Consider the following 16403-nt stretch of genomic DNA (forward strand, 5'->3'; position numbering starts at 1 on the left):
GGCCGAGGACCACCTTTCAGATGGTGGGAACCGGCCGACCGAGCTCCGTGGCCGAGGGGCTCACCGAAGAGCTCCTCGGCCACGGAGCGCCAATCTGCTGACCGAGGACAGCAGCAACGACGGCGCGACGAATGTCGAAACGGCCGTGTCGGCCCCGACTCCATGACGGATCGTCTGACACCACCTCCGAAGGAGCCCCGATGTCCCGTCCCGCCATGGAGTCCGCCCGCGTCGTCCAGGTCGCCGCCGGTATCGAGTACACCGACCGAGCGGCGCCCGTCCGCGACGGCCGTCACCAGGCGCTCGACGTCCTCATCGGCAAGTGGATCAACGAAGGTCGCACGATCGGGACCACGCAGACCCCCTCGGTTCCGATCCTCACCAGCGACGTCTACGAGTGGGCGCCCGGTGGGTTCGTCGTGGTGCACTCGGCCTTCGGGAGGATCGGCGACACGGCTGTCGGCGGCGTCGAGATCATCGGCGTCGACGGCGAGGCGTACGGCTCCACGTTCCACGACAGCTTCGGCAACGTCCACCGCTCACGGCTGGAGATCGAGGGCGATGTGATCAGGTGGATCGGAGAGCGAACGCGCTGCACCGTCACGATGACCGACGCCGGCATGACCCAGGTTGCCCACCACGAGTCCAGCGCCGACGGCGTGAGCTGGGCCGCATCGATGGACGTGACGCTGCGCAAGATCACCTGAACCGGAATCGGTCCAGCAGGCGCAGGGCTACGAGGCAGTGACCCGGTACTCGACATGTGGCACCGCATCGGAGTCACCTGGATGCTGGTAGGGAGCACACCAGAACCGACACGCACCGCAGAGCGAACACTAGGAGTGAACAGTGACTGAACAGCAGAAGGCCGTCCTCGCCGGGGGTTGCTTCTGGGGGATGCAGGACCTCATCCGGAGGCGCCCTGGAGTGGTGTCGACCCGCGTCGGCTACACCGGCGGCGACACACCCAACGCGACCTACCGCAACCACGGCTCGCACGCCGAGGCGATCGAGATCATCTTCGACCCGGCCGTCACCTCGTACCGCGAGTTGCTCGAGCTCTTCTTCCAGATCCATGACCCCACCACGAAGAACCGCCAGGGCAACGACATCGGAATGTCCTACCGCTCCGCGATCTTCTACCTCGACGACGAGCAGCGCCGCATCGCAGAGGACACCATCGCCGACGTCGACGCCTCCGGCCTGTGGCCCGGAAAGGTGGTCACCGAAGTCACGCCGGCAGGGCCGTTCTGGGAGGCCGAGCCCGAGCACCAGGACTACCTCGAGCGCTACCCCAACGGGTACACCTGCCACTTCCCGCGGCCGAACTGGGTGCTGCCGCGACGAAGCGACGCCGTCGCCGGGTAACCGGCCACCGCGTCGACACCCGATTTGCCCGAGGTCGAGTTGGTAAGGACCGTCACCACTTGACCTCGGCCCGGGTGGCCTGCCGCCGGGTTGGCTCAGTCTCACGGCGTGACTGGTGGCTCCTCGATTCCCGATCCGCGAACCGTACGAGCAGCCGTTGTCGGCGGCCTTCTCGGAGCGGGTCTGCTCACCGTGCTGTGACGGTCTGTCGGGCCGGTGCCAACCTCGCAGCTCGGGGTCGGTCTCGAATCGGTTACAGCGCACGATCCTGGATTCCGCCGGGCCCCGAACGGGAACAGATCCTCAGACCGGGCCGAGCATCGGCCCGCCGTGCGCTGGAGGGACTGTGACCATCACCGGCATCATCACCGCGATCGTCGTCGGAGCGATCATCGGGGCGTTGGGGCGCCTGGTCGTTCCCGGCCGGCAGCCCATCCCCATCTGGCTCACCATCGTGATCGGGATCGTGGCGGCATTCATCGGGACCTTCATCGCCCGCGCGCTCGGCGTCCCGACCGCCACCAGCGGCATCGACTGGCTCGAACTGGTCGTGCAGGTCGTCGTCGCCGCAATCGGCGTGATCCTCGTGTCGAACCTCTACGGGCGTCGTTCAGTACGCCGCTGACACGCGTTCCACGGCGCCGGGTCCACCTCACTCCGAGGTGGGCCCGGCGTCGTTATCGCAACTCGATCCCGGCCTCGTCCTCCAGGAGCGCGACGGCCGGCAACTCCGGGTCACCGAGGACCTCGAGCGAGGAGCGGTCCGGCCGACGATCGACGAGCCGCCTGAGGGCTCATCGAGCCTCCTTCCCCACGCGGTCCGGCGTCGCACGGCTGGGCGACCCCGCGTCCGCGATCCGGACCGAGAACGACTCGCCGAGACGCTCTGCGGTGAACCCGAGTTCCGACAACACGTCCACGAGCGTGTCCGCCATGATCTTCTCGACCGCGGTCACCCGCTCATCGATGGGCGAGAAGGCCGCGACGTGCGGTGCCCAACTGACCAGCAACCCACCGCCGTACTCGGCCGGGCACGGCCTGACCTCCACTCCTCCTGCCGGGCCCACGCCGTGGATGGTGAAACCCGCCAGCTCAAGCTGTTGCCTGACCGTCCGCGACAGTGGGAAGTCGACGACGGCCTCCTGACGGGACGGCTGGTCCGAGGTGTCCAAGGCCGGCCCGCACAGCTTGCAGGTCCGAGGAGACCACACGCCGGTCAGCCGCAGGACAGCAGCGATGATCACCGCGCCCCCGAGCGGAGCGAGCATGTAGAGCCAGAAGAAGCGGAAGTCCGAACCGAGCACGAACGGACCGAAGTCGCGTGCGGGGTTGAAGCTCCCCCCGGAGGTCGGACCGGTCGCCACGATCAGAACCGCGATCAGCCCGCCGATCACCCACGGTGTCTCGCGCGGCCGTGGCTTGGAAACCAACCAGGACAGCACGAACAGCAACACGATGACACTGAGCGTCTCGCCGACCACAGCACCCAGTGCGCCCACACCAGGGCCGGGTTGGATCAGGCCGTTCGAGACCTCGTCCATCCGCCCGGCCCAGCACAGACGTGCCACGAGCACACCGACGACCGACCCGATCAGTTGTGCCAGGGAGTACACGAACGCATCACGAGCCGGCAAGGCGCCGCGCAGGGCCATGAACAAGCTCACCGCGGGGTTGAGGTGCGCGCCCGACCTCTTTCCGGGGGGCGTGACGGCGAAGACCGCGACGGTGCCTCCGACAGCGAGACCGATGACGAGCAGACGCATCTCCAGCGGCCAGGCTCGCAGCGGAGCTGCCGGAGCCATCGTCACCGCGATCGCGCTCAGTGCGTCGAAGACCAGCAGCGCAGTTCCGAGCGCTTCGGCAGCCCCTGAGGCCAGCAACCCCTCGGCCTGCCGATCAAGCAGCCGACCGCGGAACCGTCCGGCCAGTGTCACGGCTTGCGGGCCGTCGTCACACCGATCATCGCGTCCCGGGTGACCAGCTCCGCGAGTTGTTCCTCGCTCCAGCCATCGGTGCCCTCCGGGCGCATCGGAAGAACGAGGTAGCGCATATTCGCGTTGCTGTCGTGGACGCGGATCGTCACGTCGTCGGGCACGTGCGTGCCGAACTCCGCCAGCAACGCCCGCGGCTCGCGGACCGCTCGGGCCCGGTACGGGCGGCTCTTGTACCAGTCCGGCGGCAATCCGAGGACCGGTCGCGGATAGCACGAGCACAAGGTGCACACGACGAGGTTGTGGGTGTCGGTGGTCTGCTCGAGGACGATGAGCTGCGTTCCGTCGTAGTTGTCGATCCCGAACTCCTTGATGGCGGCCGTGCCGTCAGCAAGCAACCGCTCTTTGAAAGCGGGATCGGACCAGGCATGCGCCACGAGAGCGGAGCCGTGGGCCGGTTCGTGCGCGTCGAGAGTCTCGATCATCGCCCGGACCTCGTCGGCGCCGATCAGGCCTTTCTCGACCAGGATCTCCCGGATCGCCATCTGGAGAACGTCGAAGTAGTCAGGGCCCTCCGGCATTTCCTCGATCGGCGCGTGCGGGTCGGCGTGGGTATGTGATTCCACGGTCACTCCTTCTCGTTCGCAACGAGCTGGATGGGCTCCAGCCAATGCTCGAAGATCTCGAGCTCGACCACATCGGACGACCGGCCTTCGTAGTCCGGCCACAGCGAGTTCTGGCTCAACCGCACGCGATACAGCTGCGTCTCTGTCCCCTCGTTGACCCCGTACGCCTCCAGCTCGGGGTTGATGAAACGCGGCAGCACGCGTTCGATTAATCCTTGCTTTCCGCGAACGTAGAAAGGCGTTCGCACATGCCCGGGGGCGTACCGCGCGGAAATCCGTACCGCATCGCCTTGCTTGAACCGGGTCGTCGTCACGCCTCCTCCCGCAGGCGCTCGTTGATCTCGGTCATCTTCGTCCCCAGCTCTTCACTGGTGATGATGTTCTTCTGGATGAGGACCTCCGACGCCGAGACCGCCCAGTGCTCGTAGTAGGTCAGCTTCACTGCCATCTCCGACCCGAGGTCCTCGACTCCCCGCCGCTTCTCCTCGGTGTTGACCAGCAAGTGCTTGTTGAGCACGTTCAGCAGCGCGTGGCAGCTCTTCTCGAACGGCGTCATGTCCTGCTCGGTCCGGATCAACGGCCCCGCGGGCACCCCACCGAGATCGTGCGGTGGGTGGACCACCAGCCTGCTCTTCTCCGTCATTCACTTCTCCCGTTCGATTGGCACTTCTTCCCGGTCCCCCAGGATTAAGACTCGGAAATGTTCCGGCACCGACGTTTCTGGCCTCCCATGTCGTCCATCTCCCACGGTCCTTGCGAGGGCCCCCGGAAGTGGCCCTCGTTACGAGCCTCGGGTCGCCCTCGCCAGCCGTCAATAACCCCCGGGAGGAATCTCGGACAGCTGCCGGAGAATCGGCCGGGGACCACGAGGACCGTGGTAAACCCAGTAGGCCACGAAGAGGACAGACTGCCGTCGCACGGGCATTCGTCGAGGAGGTTGACGGCAAAACTGCGTGATTTTGTCGTCGAACCGCGGAATCTACTGGAGAACGAGATGCTGACATCGTGGCCGGGTTCGCCGGTCTTGTCGGCTCTCCTGCGTTCCTGGTCGCCGCGAGTGGGCGGTCAGCCCGTGAGCACCGCCGCGGGCCGCGGCCCGTGGGCCAGGGTGGGTGTCGCACAGACAGCCCGGGCGGTCACCTCAGAGCATGCTCGTGCGGGCGATGTGTTCGGCCAGCATGATCGTGGTGACGTTCGGGGCGGTCGAGGGCACGCGCGGCATGATCGAGGCGTCGACGACCCGAAGCCGGCTCACACCCCGGACGTTGCCCACGCTGTCGACCACGGACCACAGGTCGTCGTCGCCGCCCATGGGTGCGGTCGAGGTGGGGTGCTGGTAGGTGTCCAACTGCTGTCGGATCACCTGCTCGAGGGCGGCGTCGTCGCGCACGTCCGGCCCGGGGGTCAGCTCACTGTCGACAACCGCCGCCATCGCTGCATCGCGGCCGATCCGCCGGCTGATCTGCACACCCTCGATCATGCGGCGCCGGTCGCGCGGCTCGGCGAGGAAGTTGAGGTTGATGGCCAAGCCGTCCTTGGGGTCACGGCTACGCAGCGAGACGGAGCCGATCGAGTCCGGCTGCGTGACGGCGGTCGCGAGCACCATCGCTCCCCCTGTCGGGCTGATGCCCGGATCGGCCAGGTGAGTGGCCGAGATGTGCAGATCGAGCTCGTCGCCGACGGCCTCTGCGCTTCGCGTCCACACGATGGCGCCTGCCGCGGGGGACATCGCGTTGGCGTCCGGCTTCAGTGCGTAGATGTTGTAGTAGAAGGGGTGGTCCTGGAACCGGCGGCCGACGGGAAGGTCACTCACGACCTCGATTCCGTGCCGACCGAGGTCTGCGGCCGGGCCGATCCCGGAGCGCATCAGGATCCCGGCGCTGCCGTAGGTGCCGGCGGAGAGGACGACCTCGCCGGCCCGGAGCACCTGCCCGTCGAGTGTGACGATGCCGGTTGCGGTCGTTCTGTCGAACAGCACGCGGTCGACCGTCGTCCGGCCCCAGATCGTGAGGTTGGGCCGCCTGCGGATCTCATCGGTCAGGTAGACCAGGCCCGTGTTCTGTCGTACCTCGTTCACGACGTTCAGCGGGTACGGGGTCACGCCGTTCTGCTGCGTGCCGTTCGGGTCGTCGAGCCTCGCGAACCCCTGTGCCGCGGACGCGTCGACGAACGCCCGCAGCGAGGGCGTCAGCTCGGCGCGAGTCCGCAGGCGGACGGGGAACGGCCCGGACCGCCCCCGCAGCTGCGGGTCGCCGTCGGGCGTGTTCTCCAGCGCCCGGTAGGTCTCGAGCACCTCCTCGAAGGACCACCCGGTGGCCCCGTGGGCGGCCCACTTCTCGAAGTCATCGGCGCGGGCGCGCAGGGCGACCGCCGCGTTCACCGCGGAGCTGCCCCCGAGCACCTTGCCCCTGGGCGTCCGGATCACCCGGCCCGTGTCATCGATCGTCGCCGTCAGGCCCCAGTCGTGCTCGACATCGTCACCGACCCGCGCGGGGTCCCGCAGAGAGGCGGGGTACTGGTCCGACGCGTAGGCGGGACCGCCCTCGACCAGGAGGACCGTATGCGCCGGGTCCGCCGACAACCGGTTGGCGAGCACCGCGCCCGCCGACCCGCCGCCGACGATCAGGACGTCGGCTGTCTCCGCACCGCCGTTCGCAGGCATCTCTACGGCTCCCCACTGAGCAGGACCGGGCCCGGACCGTCCACGCGCCCCCACCAGGTTGGCACCGCCGGTTCGGGGCCGGCCGATGTCAGTTTCATGGCCGCTGCAGCGCACTGCGTGTCAGCGGAGCGCGACAGCCGGCAGCGCCTCCGACAGCAGCATCGACGCTCCGGATCTGCTCCTGCAACTCTCGATGACGAAACGCCTGCCGCTGACGAGAAAACGTCCCGCCAGGGGCACCGGCAACAGTCCGCCGGCCACGCGGCTCGTCGACTGCGGAGCCCCTGTGCTGCGGCGTTGACGAGCGCGGCCGATCCGGGCGAGACGCACAGCACCCGACCTCGGCGGACGTGTCCCAGATCGTGGCCTGCCGCCGGCTCAGGACAGATTGACGATCTCGCCGGCGGCATCGAGGTCGATCTGTCGCATCCTGAGCGAGGTACAGCTCAGCTGCGCCGGTACATCGCGTCGCGGAGTCCGGATGGGTGGGATGACACGACCCGCCCGCGTCCCTCGGTCGAAACGCAGAAACCTCGCGCCTCTGCATCGCGCTGGCATATCGTTCGGGCCTCCACAGAGGAGGGATCGATGCACTTACCCTGCGAACCAGAGGTCTGAATGAGGATGGATGCTGGTGCGACACCGGGGCGATGCCGCTGCCCCCGGCTCCCGCCGGATGTGCCGGAAGACGCCCAGCAGACTTACTGGGCGTGCCTCGACCGGGGCCGGCACGACTGGATCTACGACGGCTCCACGTGCTGCCTGGAGGCGCCACGGAATTGGCGGCAGGTTTGTCACTGCGGCGCACAACGCTGGACGGAGGCGCCTCTGTCTCACACTCGGCGACTCGATCAACTCAGAGCTGAGATGAGCACCGTCCCCACCCTCGCAAGGGGATAGATCAAAGAAGTACGAACACGGTGGGCGCCGGTCGCGTGCCGACCCGGCTCGTGCATCACGTTGCTGCCGGCCCGGCGAGTTCCCGCCGACCAAACCGCCGGCGACCAGGCGGCCGTTGCGGCGTCGCACAGCAGTTCGCGAAGTCAGAGTGCCCCATCTGCTTCGCTTCGGCGAAGGATCTCGTCAACGACATGCGCGATCGGCACGGTTGCATCGATTGCGATACCGTTTCCCGGAACGTCCTCCTTCGTTTGATGCAATCGCAATACGAGATCCCGTTCCGATCGTTTCCCACCCCACTCGTCTTCCGGTCGCTCGGCAAGTCGCCTGTTCAATGTGTCACGGTCGATCTCGAGGACAAAAACTCCGTCAAATAGATCTATGAACTTCGAGAAGTTCCTGGAACCTCCGCAGAAGAAGGTTATCGACTCGTCCCGGCCGGCAACTATGGCTTCCACCTTGTCCACCTGCCAGATATGGTGCTCATGGACAACCGGGCCATCCATCGGTTCACCAGTTTCCGGATCGCCTTGATACGCCAGTTCACGGTCACCGTTGATGGCATGGTAGCCGCGCCGCTGTAATTCTTTGCAGACCGACGTCTTTCCAGTCCCCGAAACGCCTTCGATCAGGTAGTTTCTCGTGCCCACTGCCAGATGATAGCGAATGAGGCCCAGCCGTTGTCCATGTCCATCGAAGGCCGCCCGGCCCGGAGAGATTTCGGTCGGCACGCGAGAACCTGACGACCGGCTTCTCCGATGGTCCGCAAGCCTTCCCGGTGGGAAGCTGCCGTGTCCGGCCGGCTCAGAACAAGCGCATGAGAGCAAAATCGAGGTCGGGCAGCCCGGAGAGGTCGATCAGGAAGTATTTCTCCAGTGCGGCTCGAACAGCGGACGGCGAATCCAGGCTGCGGCGCTCGGACGGCCCGTCGACGTGGTGGACAGCGAGCTCGGCACCCCGGGAAACGCCGCCTGACATGGTGTATCGGCAGCCGACGCCGGCCCGGCCGATCACCAACTCGCTGGCGAACATCGATTCCGGGTGGTGCGAGCTGTACCACGAAGCCATCTCGTAGTCCGGGTAGAGCTGCTCGCACAGGTCGAATCGGTACATCCGCCGCCACTGCTCGCCCGTGCGCCCCTCCACCACGTAGTCGGAGCCGTCGGGCAGCAGGCGATACGGACCGTGTGGCGTGTCCTGCTCACCGTGCGACTCGAGCGCGAGCGCGCCGGTGATCGTCAGACTTCCGAACCCGACGTCGACGATGTGCGGGCCTTCCGGCAGGTCGACACGCACGAGCATGTGGCCGAGACGGGGCATGACCGCGTCATCGGGCAGGTTCCACAGGACACGGCCCGACAGGCCCGTGGTGCGGTAGCCGAGCGCGTCGAGGACGTAGCGGAGCAACATGTTGTTCTCGAAGCACCCGCCTCCGCGGCCGCCGTGCACCAGCTTGGCACCGAGGGCGGCCACGTCGAGGTGCACGTCGCGCCCGGTGAACTTGTCGAGGTTTTCGTAGGCGATCGACTGGGCGTGCGCGGCAACGATCTGCCCAAGGGTGGCGAGATCGGGCGCTGCCGACTCCTCGAAACCGGAAAGACCGATTCGGTGGAAGTAGGCGGCGATGTCGACAGCAGCCGTCGGCGCAGCGGCGTCATCGTGGGTGAGAGTCATCGGGCGGTGTCCCGTCAGCTTCGAAGTGGCAAGGAATGGCCACGCGTCGGACGCGGAAACAAGGAAATACCATGATACCCAACCGGACACCGATCGACAGGTGGCAGCGGAGAAAAACATCGATTCGGGCTGTGCGTCATCCGAACACACGCAGCTTCGGGTATCGGCGGATCGCACTGCTTCGACCCCATGCGCCGATCATACGAAAAAGGCGCTCGACGCTGTCGATTCCCGTTTTCTGCGCGCTCTTGATTGACAAATACGGAAAGCGTGCTGGACCGAGTACACAGCACGCGCCCGGCTACCGCCTGACAGCGTACCTTCCAGGCGCCGGTGCCGACCTGGACGCTGCTGCGTCCACGGAAGTGCGTTGTACCGTTTTCGACGTGCCGGTTCGAACGGGCGAGCCATCCGACGCGGCGTTCATCGTCGAGATGGCCCGACTCGCCTCGGCGATCGAGGGCCGCCCGCTGCCCCCGGCCGACGATCCCCTGCTGGCGCAAGGCCTTCCTCCATCACCGGATACGAGCGTGCTGGCGCTCGACCACGATGGTCATCCGATCGGTGCGGCCTGGTGGCACTTCCGGGAACCCCTGCTGGTCGTCACACCCGACGGCGCACCGGTCCCCGAGCTCGTGATCGCGGTGATGCCCGCCGACCGCGGTCGCGGTGTCGGTCGTCGTCTGCTCGACGCGCTCACCGCCCGCGCTGCCCACCACGGCTACGACCAGCTGGCCCTCAACGTCCACATCCGCAATCCCGCAGTGCGCCTCTACAGTCGGGCCGGCTTCGTCGTCGCGGGGAAGGGCCGCGGCCCGCTCGGCGTCGCCATGGTCCGCCACTTGCCGTGAGCTGATTGCTCGGCGAGGACCGGCAGAAGCACCGCGCGGTCCACGGCGGCGGCCTAGGCTCCGTCCGCGCTCCCGGCGCTGGGCGGTGAGGACGCGGGGTGGCGGGCGCGGGCGTTGCGCCGGATAGTCGCTCACCCACCACGAGGTCATAGAGGTACGACTTGGTCCCCTTCCAGCTGAGCCAGGTGCCAGGCGGGGGATGTTGATCGTCATCAGTGGGCGTCAGCGGCCTCCCGAAGACGGTGCCATCGACATCGTGCACGCCCCAGCCATAGCCAGGGATCCAGCTGCACCACAGCTCGGCGCCCTCGCGTTTATAAGCGGGCCGCTGCTGAGGGCTCGCCTCCCGGTGGAACAGGTATGTCCGCCGATCAACGTGCCGGACGAAGGCGAAGCCGACGACCTCCACAGCGCCCCCCTCGCTCTCGTGCGGCATCCAGTCGTCCTGGCGCAGCCCGATCACATCGCCACCTTGCTATCCCCGCCGGGGCGGGGGTTGCGCGACGCTTCGAACACGCAGGCCGATCTCCGGCTGGTCTCGCCGATGCCGACTACCCGTGGGTGATGGTGCCGATGATCTTTCATCACGTCCACGTCGCACCGCGCCGCAGCGCCTTTCGGAACTGCCCGGATAGAGGCTGTCGGCCTTTGGTCGTCCCGGTCTCCGGACACGGGCCCCTCCGGGCCGGCCCGGTGTCTTTTACTGGCGCGACCAACGCCGTGCAGGACGACAGTCTCCGGTCAGTGGCACAGGTCCAGCGAAGACGTATCCAGCGATCCTCGCCACGGACAGGAGCTGACCATGTCTCGGAAGCCGCAGCGACCACCACTGTGCGACCAGGTCACAGCCCCATGAGCTCTTCCGAGCTGGTCTCGTCACGATCGCCGAAGCGGGGATCGGTGGGGCAATGCGTTGCCGCCGGCATAACCATCAGCGGACGTTCGGGGCTCGAAGCCGCGTGACAAGGCCCTGACGTCTCGCACCGCTGGGAGGAATCGATCGATGAAGTTGCACATCGGCAAACGCGCGGTCACCGGGGACGGTAATGAAGAGCGGCTGGTCCGCGAGTGGCGAGCACTTCAGCTACAGCGACTGGGCCTCTCGCAGGTGCTCGCGGGCAGATTCGCCGAAGTCGTCGACTGGCACGAGGTCGCCGCACTCGTCGAACGCGGTTGCCCACCGGACCTCGCACTCATGATTGTCTGCTGAGCCCAACCACTGACGAAAGGAGCACCATGCCGATCACGAGAGGTTTCACCAGGCGAGGTGCCAGTGAGCCCGACCCGCGCCTGCCACCCCGCCAGTACGACACCGGCGCCACATGGCCCGTCCTGCACACGGAAGCCACTCCTCGCATCCAGACCAATACCTGGACCTTCACAATCGACGGCTTGGTAGCAACGCCCACCACGTGGAACTGGAGCGAGATCCGAGCGCTTCCCGGATCCCGATACCAGGGCGCCATCCATTGCGTCACCACGTGGTCGAAATTCGGCATGACATTCGACGGTGTCTCCGTCGATACCTTGCTGGAGCTAGCGGGTCCACTCGACAACGCGGCGTTCGTACTCGCCCGTTCACACACCGGGTACACCACCAACCTGCCGATCGAGGACGTGACCGATGGCAAGGCGTGGGTGGTCTGGAAGGTGAACGGGGCACCCCTGGAGGAGATTCACGGAGGCCCGGCCCGGCTGCTCGTGCCCCATCTGTACTTCTGGAAGAGCGCAAAATGGGTGTCGGGGCTGACGCTGCTGGCCGAAGACCAGTCCGGCTTCTGGGAGCGCAACGGGTACCACGACCGGGGAGACCCCTGACTCGAGCAACGCTACCAGGGAGACTGAGAGGGCATGACACATTCCTTCTCGATCGAATCCGGCACGGAGACCGATCGAAGAACAGGGCGTATACGGCCCGCCCACGTCAAGTCCATGAGCGCCGGCGCTTCTCGCGTCCAGATGCCTGCAGCGCGTTCAGCCGCACCCTACTGAACATGATCCACGGAGAACCGATGCTCGAATCGCTGAAGAACATCCGCGTCACGGACGGCGACGCCGTGACCACTGAACACATCCGGCTCGCGTTGACCGCAGGGAGCTTCGTCTACGACGAGGGCGCCACCCAGGTCTTCGAACCGACCGGTGCCACGACGTACGTCGAGCAGGGCCAGCCGACACGAGGTGAGTGGTATCTCGACGACAACGGCCGCTTCTGCTCGTTCTGGCCCCCGACCTATCGAGCCTGCTACGACCTGCAATGGATCGTGGAAGACGGCAGGATCGCCGGTCTCCGGTTCACCGAGCTCGGTCGGGGATCACACTTCGACGGCCGTTACCGCTGAGACCCGGCGTTCCACGGCCTGTCCGAGGTTGCAGCGTTGGCTCCACCTCGGTCGGCACTACAACGGCGCCGACGATGCCCGACACCAGCTCGCCCGAGAACTCCCCATAAGGCCTGACCGGCTGCCTGTGCCACGCATGGAGTTCGGGAAGAGCGTGACGTGGGTGCGCGGCCTGGATGCTGCTCTCCGACGACGAGGCCGGATCTCGGAGCGGGGCGCCTACCACAACTACAGGGACGCCGGGTCAGCTTTTGCCCCGCTGGTCCTCGCGCTGCTTGATGATGAATCCCAGTTTTCCGAGCACCCTGACCGCACCGGCCTTCCCGCCTTCGAAATCACCGGAGGCAAGACGCTCACCCGTAGCGAACTCGTAAGCTGTGCCCAGGATCGCTTTTGGCGGGTAACGGCGCTCGTCCCAGATCAGCTCGTAAGCCCGGGCGGGGGCGAAGCCGTGCTCACAAAAGAATTGCTCCGGACCCAGTCGGTCGTACTCCTGCATCGCCTGCAGCACGTGAGCCTGGGTCACACGGTTCCATGTGAGTGAATGCCCCATCGAGTCCTCTCAAGATAGATCTGCGCCTCAGCCGTTCTGCTGCCATTCCGCTGCTCCCCGACTGCGATCAGCGTGCGGCCTTCGACGTTCTCGGTTCTGACAATCACGAAGGCAGCCGCGCCGACCCCGGCCGCTTTCGTTGCCGCCGGTCGGGCGTACGCCGGCGAACGCGCGGTATCTGTCCACCGCCCGTCGAGGTCGCCTTCGACGGTGTACACGCTTGCGTCGCCGAGCGGCGATCGGACCCGTGATAAGCACTGGTGAGCGCACAGGATCTTGCTCGGAGCGGCCCGGGTGTGCCGTGCCGTCAGCCGCGAGCGCTCATCCCGAGGAGCGGCATCGCCCAGCTCCATTCGGATCCCGACGCCGCACAAAAGGATCTACCAGATCTGTGCCCGCTGGGAAGACGCGGACGCGACCTGCGTTGTCGAAATCGATCACACGCGTCCAGATCAAGGGCGTCGGCTTGATCCTCAAGGGAATCAAGAGCGTCACCGCTCTCCAACGCTACGGTTGCCTGCCTTCACCCTCACCATGCCGCGGACGGGGCATGCCGCGGTCGATTTCGACGGCTGCCCGGCCCAGGACGTCGTGGTGATGGACATCCGCATGCCGGTGCTCGGCGGCATCGAACCCGTCTTCCCTACACCTCCGTCAGGCCTCGGATCGCGTTCACGAATCACCGGCGGTCTGCGAGGTCTTCGGGGCGGGTATGAGCACCAGCGGGCACACGACATGGTGAGCGCAGCGCTGCGCGACGGAACCGAGCAGGGCGGAAGCCAGTGCGCCGCGTCCATGATTTCCCAGCACGAGCAGATCAGCATCGCGGGCGGCATCGAGCAGAACCGTCGCGGCATCGCCGTGCACAACGTGCCGCTCCACTGCCCTTACGGTCCCGACCGGGAGCGCGGCAATCGCGTCCGTGAGCCATTGCTCGGCCACGGCGGCCATTTCCTCGCCTTCGATCAACTGCGGGACCATGACGCCGCCCACGATCCCGAGGTCGCCAGCCAACACCGGTGGAGGCTCGCTGACCGCCAGAGCCACAACCCTGCCCCCGCTGAGCTGCGCCTGTTCGAGCGCCCACTCGAGCGCGGCGACGGCGGCAGCAGAGCCGTCGACTCCAACGACAAACACCGGCTGCCGGGTCCCTTCGGCATCTTCCATCGCGGGACGCTGCGACTCGCCCGAGCCCCTGGTGACGGTCATGTCGCCAGTCCTCCTCGGATCGATGATCGTTTCGTGATCGTGGGGTACCCGCACGATCACAGATACATCCGCTCCGACGATGCTCTTCAGGCAGCGCGAGCTACCTGCCGGGCGTGACCAGACCCGTCTCGTAGGCCGTAATGACCAGCTGTGCGCGGGACCCCCTTGGCGGGCGAACGCGGCGATGAGGCGGCGTGTGACGCACTTCGCCAGCAGCGCCTCGCCGGCGGCGACCACCCGGATCGCGGTGATGAGCTCGGCCGCGGTGGAGTCCTTGACCAGGAACGTCGGCCGATGTTCGATGGCGCGTCGCCGATCTTAAATCGTTCTCCGGACTTTTGAACTGAGCGCACAATAGAATTAGCGAGGAAGCTTGAGCAATCGTTATGGACTTCTTCGCGTACCCACTCAGATCGGTCAACGGCGCACCCGATAGCGCAGGTGAAGCACCCGGTTGCCCTGAATCACCACGTCAGGATCCTCCAACAGGTGCTGCGCGTGGACCGACCCGAAGTAGCGCTTGCCGGACCCGAACACGACGGGTACAACGTCCATGCGCACCTCGTCGATCAGGCCCGCGGCAAGCACCTGGCCACCGACGTCGCCAGCGGCGACCTCAACCAGGCGGTCACCCGCAAGCTCCTGCGCCTTGGACACGGCTGCCTCGACGCCGTCGACGAAGTGAAACGGCGCTTCGGGGTCCCAGCCCTCGGGCTCCGGCCGGTGCGTCACGACGACCACGTGGTCGATCCCGCCCGGAGGCTTCCCGTCCCAACCGTCCGTCATGTCGAAGACGTGACGGCCGGCGATTGTCGCCCCGATCTGGTCCCAGTACGGCCGGGTGTAGTCGTAGGACGCCTGCGACACCTTCAAGACGCCGCTTTCGTCCAATGGCACGTCACCGCTGGTCAACCAGTCGAACAGCGGTCCGGGCTGGTCGTTCTTGTCCGCGATGAAACCGTCCACCGACACCGAGCTGTACATGACTACTTTTCCCAACGGGGCCCTCCTCCAATTTAGGGGTCCCCCAAGTTAACGTTTCATGAGCCGTCGGTCTTGTAAGAAATCAATCGGCCGGCAGCGGCCAGCCGTCCAGCGCGTGGCCGGGATGTTCGCGCAGGAACCGCCGCCGGACTTCGATGTACCGGGTCGGCGTGAGCCCGGTGAACGCCCGGAACTCGTGGCCGAAGTGGGCCTGGTCGAAGTAGCCTGCGCCACCGGCGAGGTCGCCCCAGTCGATCGGTTCGGCGGGGTTGATCGCGAACACGGTGGCGGCGAAGCGGTGGGTGCGGGCCAGCCGCTTCGGAGTGATGCCGATGAGCTCCTTGAACCGCTGTGCCAGATGAGTGCTGCTGACACCGGCTGCCACGCCCAGGTCGCCGATCGCCACCGCCCCGCCGGTCGCCGCGATGACGCTGCTCGTATGGCGGACCAACCCCAGGCCGGCGGTCTCGCACAGCCGTCGCATCAGCTCGTCCTCGAGCAGCGTCAGCATCTCGTACGGTCCGTCCGCCGTGGCCAGCCGGTCTCGCAGCTCAGCAACGGCGGGCCGGCCCCAAACCTGCTCTACCGTCACCGGCCGGTCACACAGCTCGGCCGCGGGCATCGGCAGGAACGGCGCCAGCCCCCACGGCTTGAAGTGCACGCCGACGGACCGGGTCCGGAGTGGGTAGCCAAACTCCCATGCGCGGGTGGGCATGGTGACCACGCAGCCGTCGGCGTACTCGGCCGTCTCGATGTCGGTGCCGCCGCGGATGCGGAACGGCGCCCCGAGGTTGACGATGAGCAACCCAGCCGGCGCCGGCGGCAGCGTCAGCCGGGCGTACGGCGGCGCACCCTCCAGGTAGTAAAGGTCGTCGATCAGCCCGTCCAGCGGCGGTTGCGGCACTCTGGACACGTACTCCACGCCCACAGCATCGCCGACGCCCCGCCGGCATCGCGCGCCGGTGGTGACCTCGCACGTCTACCGCAGGACGGTGGCGACGCTGATCGACGCAGCGTGCCTGAGCGCACGCCAGACTGCCGACCAGCTCGACCACGCCAAGGTGTCGATGACCAGGACAACTACTTCGGCCGGAAGGTGGCGCAGACGGGCGCGGCTGGAGTGCTGGAGATGTTCGGCAACAGCCCCCGCGATCGCTGCGCACGTCAAGCCGACCGGACGCGCGAGGCTGCCCGCTGAATCCACGCCTGTGCCCTGCTCCTGCTTGCGCTCGGCGGCGTACTTGTCCGTCCAGGCCTGGATGGCCGCGCCGTTCTTGGCGTCGAGCTCGCCGTGGCGGCTACG

General features: G+C 66.8%; 20 protein-coding genes. 8 read left to right on the forward strand and 12 right to left on the reverse strand.

All coding sequences use genetic code 11. The features are described from left to right. The first annotated feature begins 200 nt into the window (after positions 1-200). The 3 genes from MMF94_RS38850 to MMF94_RS38860 all read left to right on the forward strand — a co-directional run bounded on the left by MMF94_RS38850 (position 201) and on the right by MMF94_RS38860 (position 1993). On the forward strand, positions 201-707 hold the full coding sequence (locus tag MMF94_RS38850; protein ID WP_241042485.1) for a hypothetical protein: 507 nt from the start codon (positions 201-203) through the stop codon (positions 705-707). Between the two features lie 142 nt (positions 708-849). Further along, positions 850-1368, forward strand: a complete 519-nt coding sequence (msrA, locus tag MMF94_RS38855) for a peptide-methionine (S)-S-oxide reductase MsrA (protein WP_277398929.1) — start codon at positions 850-852, stop codon at positions 1366-1368. 346 nt (positions 1369-1714) lie between these two features. After that, on the forward strand, positions 1715-1993 hold the full coding sequence (locus tag MMF94_RS38860) for a GlsB/YeaQ/YmgE family stress response membrane protein (RefSeq protein WP_241042486.1): 279 nt from the start codon (positions 1715-1717) through the stop codon (positions 1991-1993). Positions 1994-2162: 169 nt separating this feature from the next. Here the strand turns inward: MMF94_RS38860 and MMF94_RS38865 are convergent, their stop codons facing one another. The 7 genes from MMF94_RS38865 to MMF94_RS38890 all read right to left on the reverse strand — a co-directional run bounded on the left by MMF94_RS38865 (position 2163) and on the right by MMF94_RS38890 (position 9311). Beyond that, positions 2163-3302, reverse strand: a complete 1140-nt coding sequence (locus tag MMF94_RS38865) for an MIP/aquaporin family protein (RefSeq protein ID WP_241042487.1) — start codon at positions 3300-3302, stop codon at positions 2163-2165. Continuing rightward, entirely contained in the window at positions 3299-3925 is a 627-nt protein-coding gene (nthA, locus tag MMF94_RS38870) for a nitrile hydratase subunit alpha (protein WP_241042488.1), read from the reverse strand. The genes MMF94_RS38865 and nthA overlap by 4 nt, the downstream gene beginning before the upstream one ends. Before the next feature lie 2 nt (positions 3926-3927). Next, positions 3928-4239, reverse strand: a complete 312-nt coding sequence (locus tag MMF94_RS43495; RefSeq protein ID WP_277398930.1) for an SH3-like domain-containing protein — start codon at positions 4237-4239, stop codon at positions 3928-3930. After that, positions 4236-4568, reverse strand: a complete 333-nt coding sequence (locus MMF94_RS43500) for an SH3-like domain-containing protein (protein WP_277398931.1) — start codon at positions 4566-4568, stop codon at positions 4236-4238. The genes MMF94_RS43495 and MMF94_RS43500 overlap by 4 nt, the downstream gene beginning before the upstream one ends. 498 nt (positions 4569-5066) lie before the next feature. Continuing rightward, on the reverse strand, positions 5067-6587 hold the full coding sequence (locus MMF94_RS38880) for a GMC family oxidoreductase (RefSeq protein ID WP_241042489.1): 1521 nt from the start codon (positions 6585-6587) through the stop codon (positions 5067-5069). A gap of 1043 nt (positions 6588-7630) precedes the next feature. After that, a complete protein-coding gene (locus MMF94_RS38885; protein ID WP_241042490.1) occupies positions 7631-8218 on the reverse strand; it encodes an AAA family ATPase in 588 nt (195 codons plus the stop codon). Positions 8219-8291: 73 nt separating this feature from the next. Further along, the gene (locus MMF94_RS38890) at positions 8292-9311 is read right to left on the reverse strand and encodes an arylamine N-acetyltransferase family protein (RefSeq protein ID WP_241042491.1); all 1020 of its coding nucleotides are present in this window, start codon (positions 9309-9311) and stop codon (positions 8292-8294) included. A gap of 236 nt (positions 9312-9547) precedes the next feature. On the opposite strand from MMF94_RS38890, the gene MMF94_RS38895 reads away from it, so the two are divergent. From MMF94_RS38895 to MMF94_RS38915, 5 genes are all read left to right on the forward strand, one after another. Then, on the forward strand, positions 9548-10012 hold the full coding sequence (locus MMF94_RS38895) for a GNAT family N-acetyltransferase (RefSeq protein WP_241042492.1): 465 nt from the start codon (positions 9548-9550) through the stop codon (positions 10010-10012). A gap of 199 nt (positions 10013-10211) precedes the next feature. Next, entirely contained in the window at positions 10212-10577 is a 366-nt protein-coding gene (locus MMF94_RS38900) for a hypothetical protein (RefSeq protein WP_241042493.1), read from the forward strand. Between the two features lie 438 nt (positions 10578-11015). Then, positions 11016-11222, forward strand: a complete 207-nt coding sequence (locus tag MMF94_RS38905) for a hypothetical protein (RefSeq protein WP_241042494.1) — start codon at positions 11016-11018, stop codon at positions 11220-11222. A gap of 26 nt (positions 11223-11248) precedes the next feature. Further along, positions 11249-11830: a molybdopterin-dependent oxidoreductase gene (locus MMF94_RS38910; RefSeq protein ID WP_241042495.1), complete on the forward strand. Its 582-nt coding sequence runs from the start codon at positions 11249-11251 to the stop codon at positions 11828-11830. A 194-nt stretch (positions 11831-12024) separates the two neighbouring features. Beyond that, on the forward strand, positions 12025-12354 hold the full coding sequence (locus tag MMF94_RS38915) for a hypothetical protein (protein WP_241042496.1): 330 nt from the start codon (positions 12025-12027) through the stop codon (positions 12352-12354). A gap of 244 nt (positions 12355-12598) precedes the next feature. Here MMF94_RS38915 and MMF94_RS38920 read toward each other — a convergent pair whose 3' ends face one another. The 5 genes from MMF94_RS38920 to MMF94_RS38940 all read right to left on the reverse strand — a co-directional run. Next, positions 12599-12907, reverse strand: a complete 309-nt coding sequence (locus MMF94_RS38920; protein WP_465269980.1) for a ScoMcrA-related endonuclease — start codon at positions 12905-12907, stop codon at positions 12599-12601. 672 nt (positions 12908-13579) lie between these two features. Then, complete coding sequence (locus MMF94_RS38925) at positions 13580-14116, reverse strand: universal stress protein (protein WP_241042498.1); 537 nt, start codon at positions 14114-14116, stop codon at positions 13580-13582. A gap of 417 nt (positions 14117-14533) precedes the next feature. Continuing rightward, positions 14534-15115 (reverse strand): dihydrofolate reductase family protein, encoded by a 582-nt coding sequence (locus MMF94_RS38930; RefSeq protein WP_241042499.1) that lies wholly within the window; start codon positions 15113-15115, stop codon positions 14534-14536. Positions 15116-15182: 67 nt separating this feature from the next. Further along, positions 15183-16004, reverse strand: a complete 822-nt coding sequence (locus tag MMF94_RS38935; protein ID WP_241042506.1) for a helix-turn-helix domain-containing protein — start codon at positions 16002-16004, stop codon at positions 15183-15185. Positions 16005-16079: 75 nt separating this feature from the next. Beyond that, a partial coding sequence (locus tag MMF94_RS38940; protein ID WP_241042500.1) for a hypothetical protein occupies positions 16080-16403 on the reverse strand: 324 nt, incomplete at its 5' end.

It is taken from the genome of Pseudonocardia alaniniphila, from assembly GCF_022524485.1.
GTDB lineage: Bacteria > Actinomycetota > Actinomycetes > Mycobacteriales > Pseudonocardiaceae > Pseudonocardia > Pseudonocardia alaniniphila.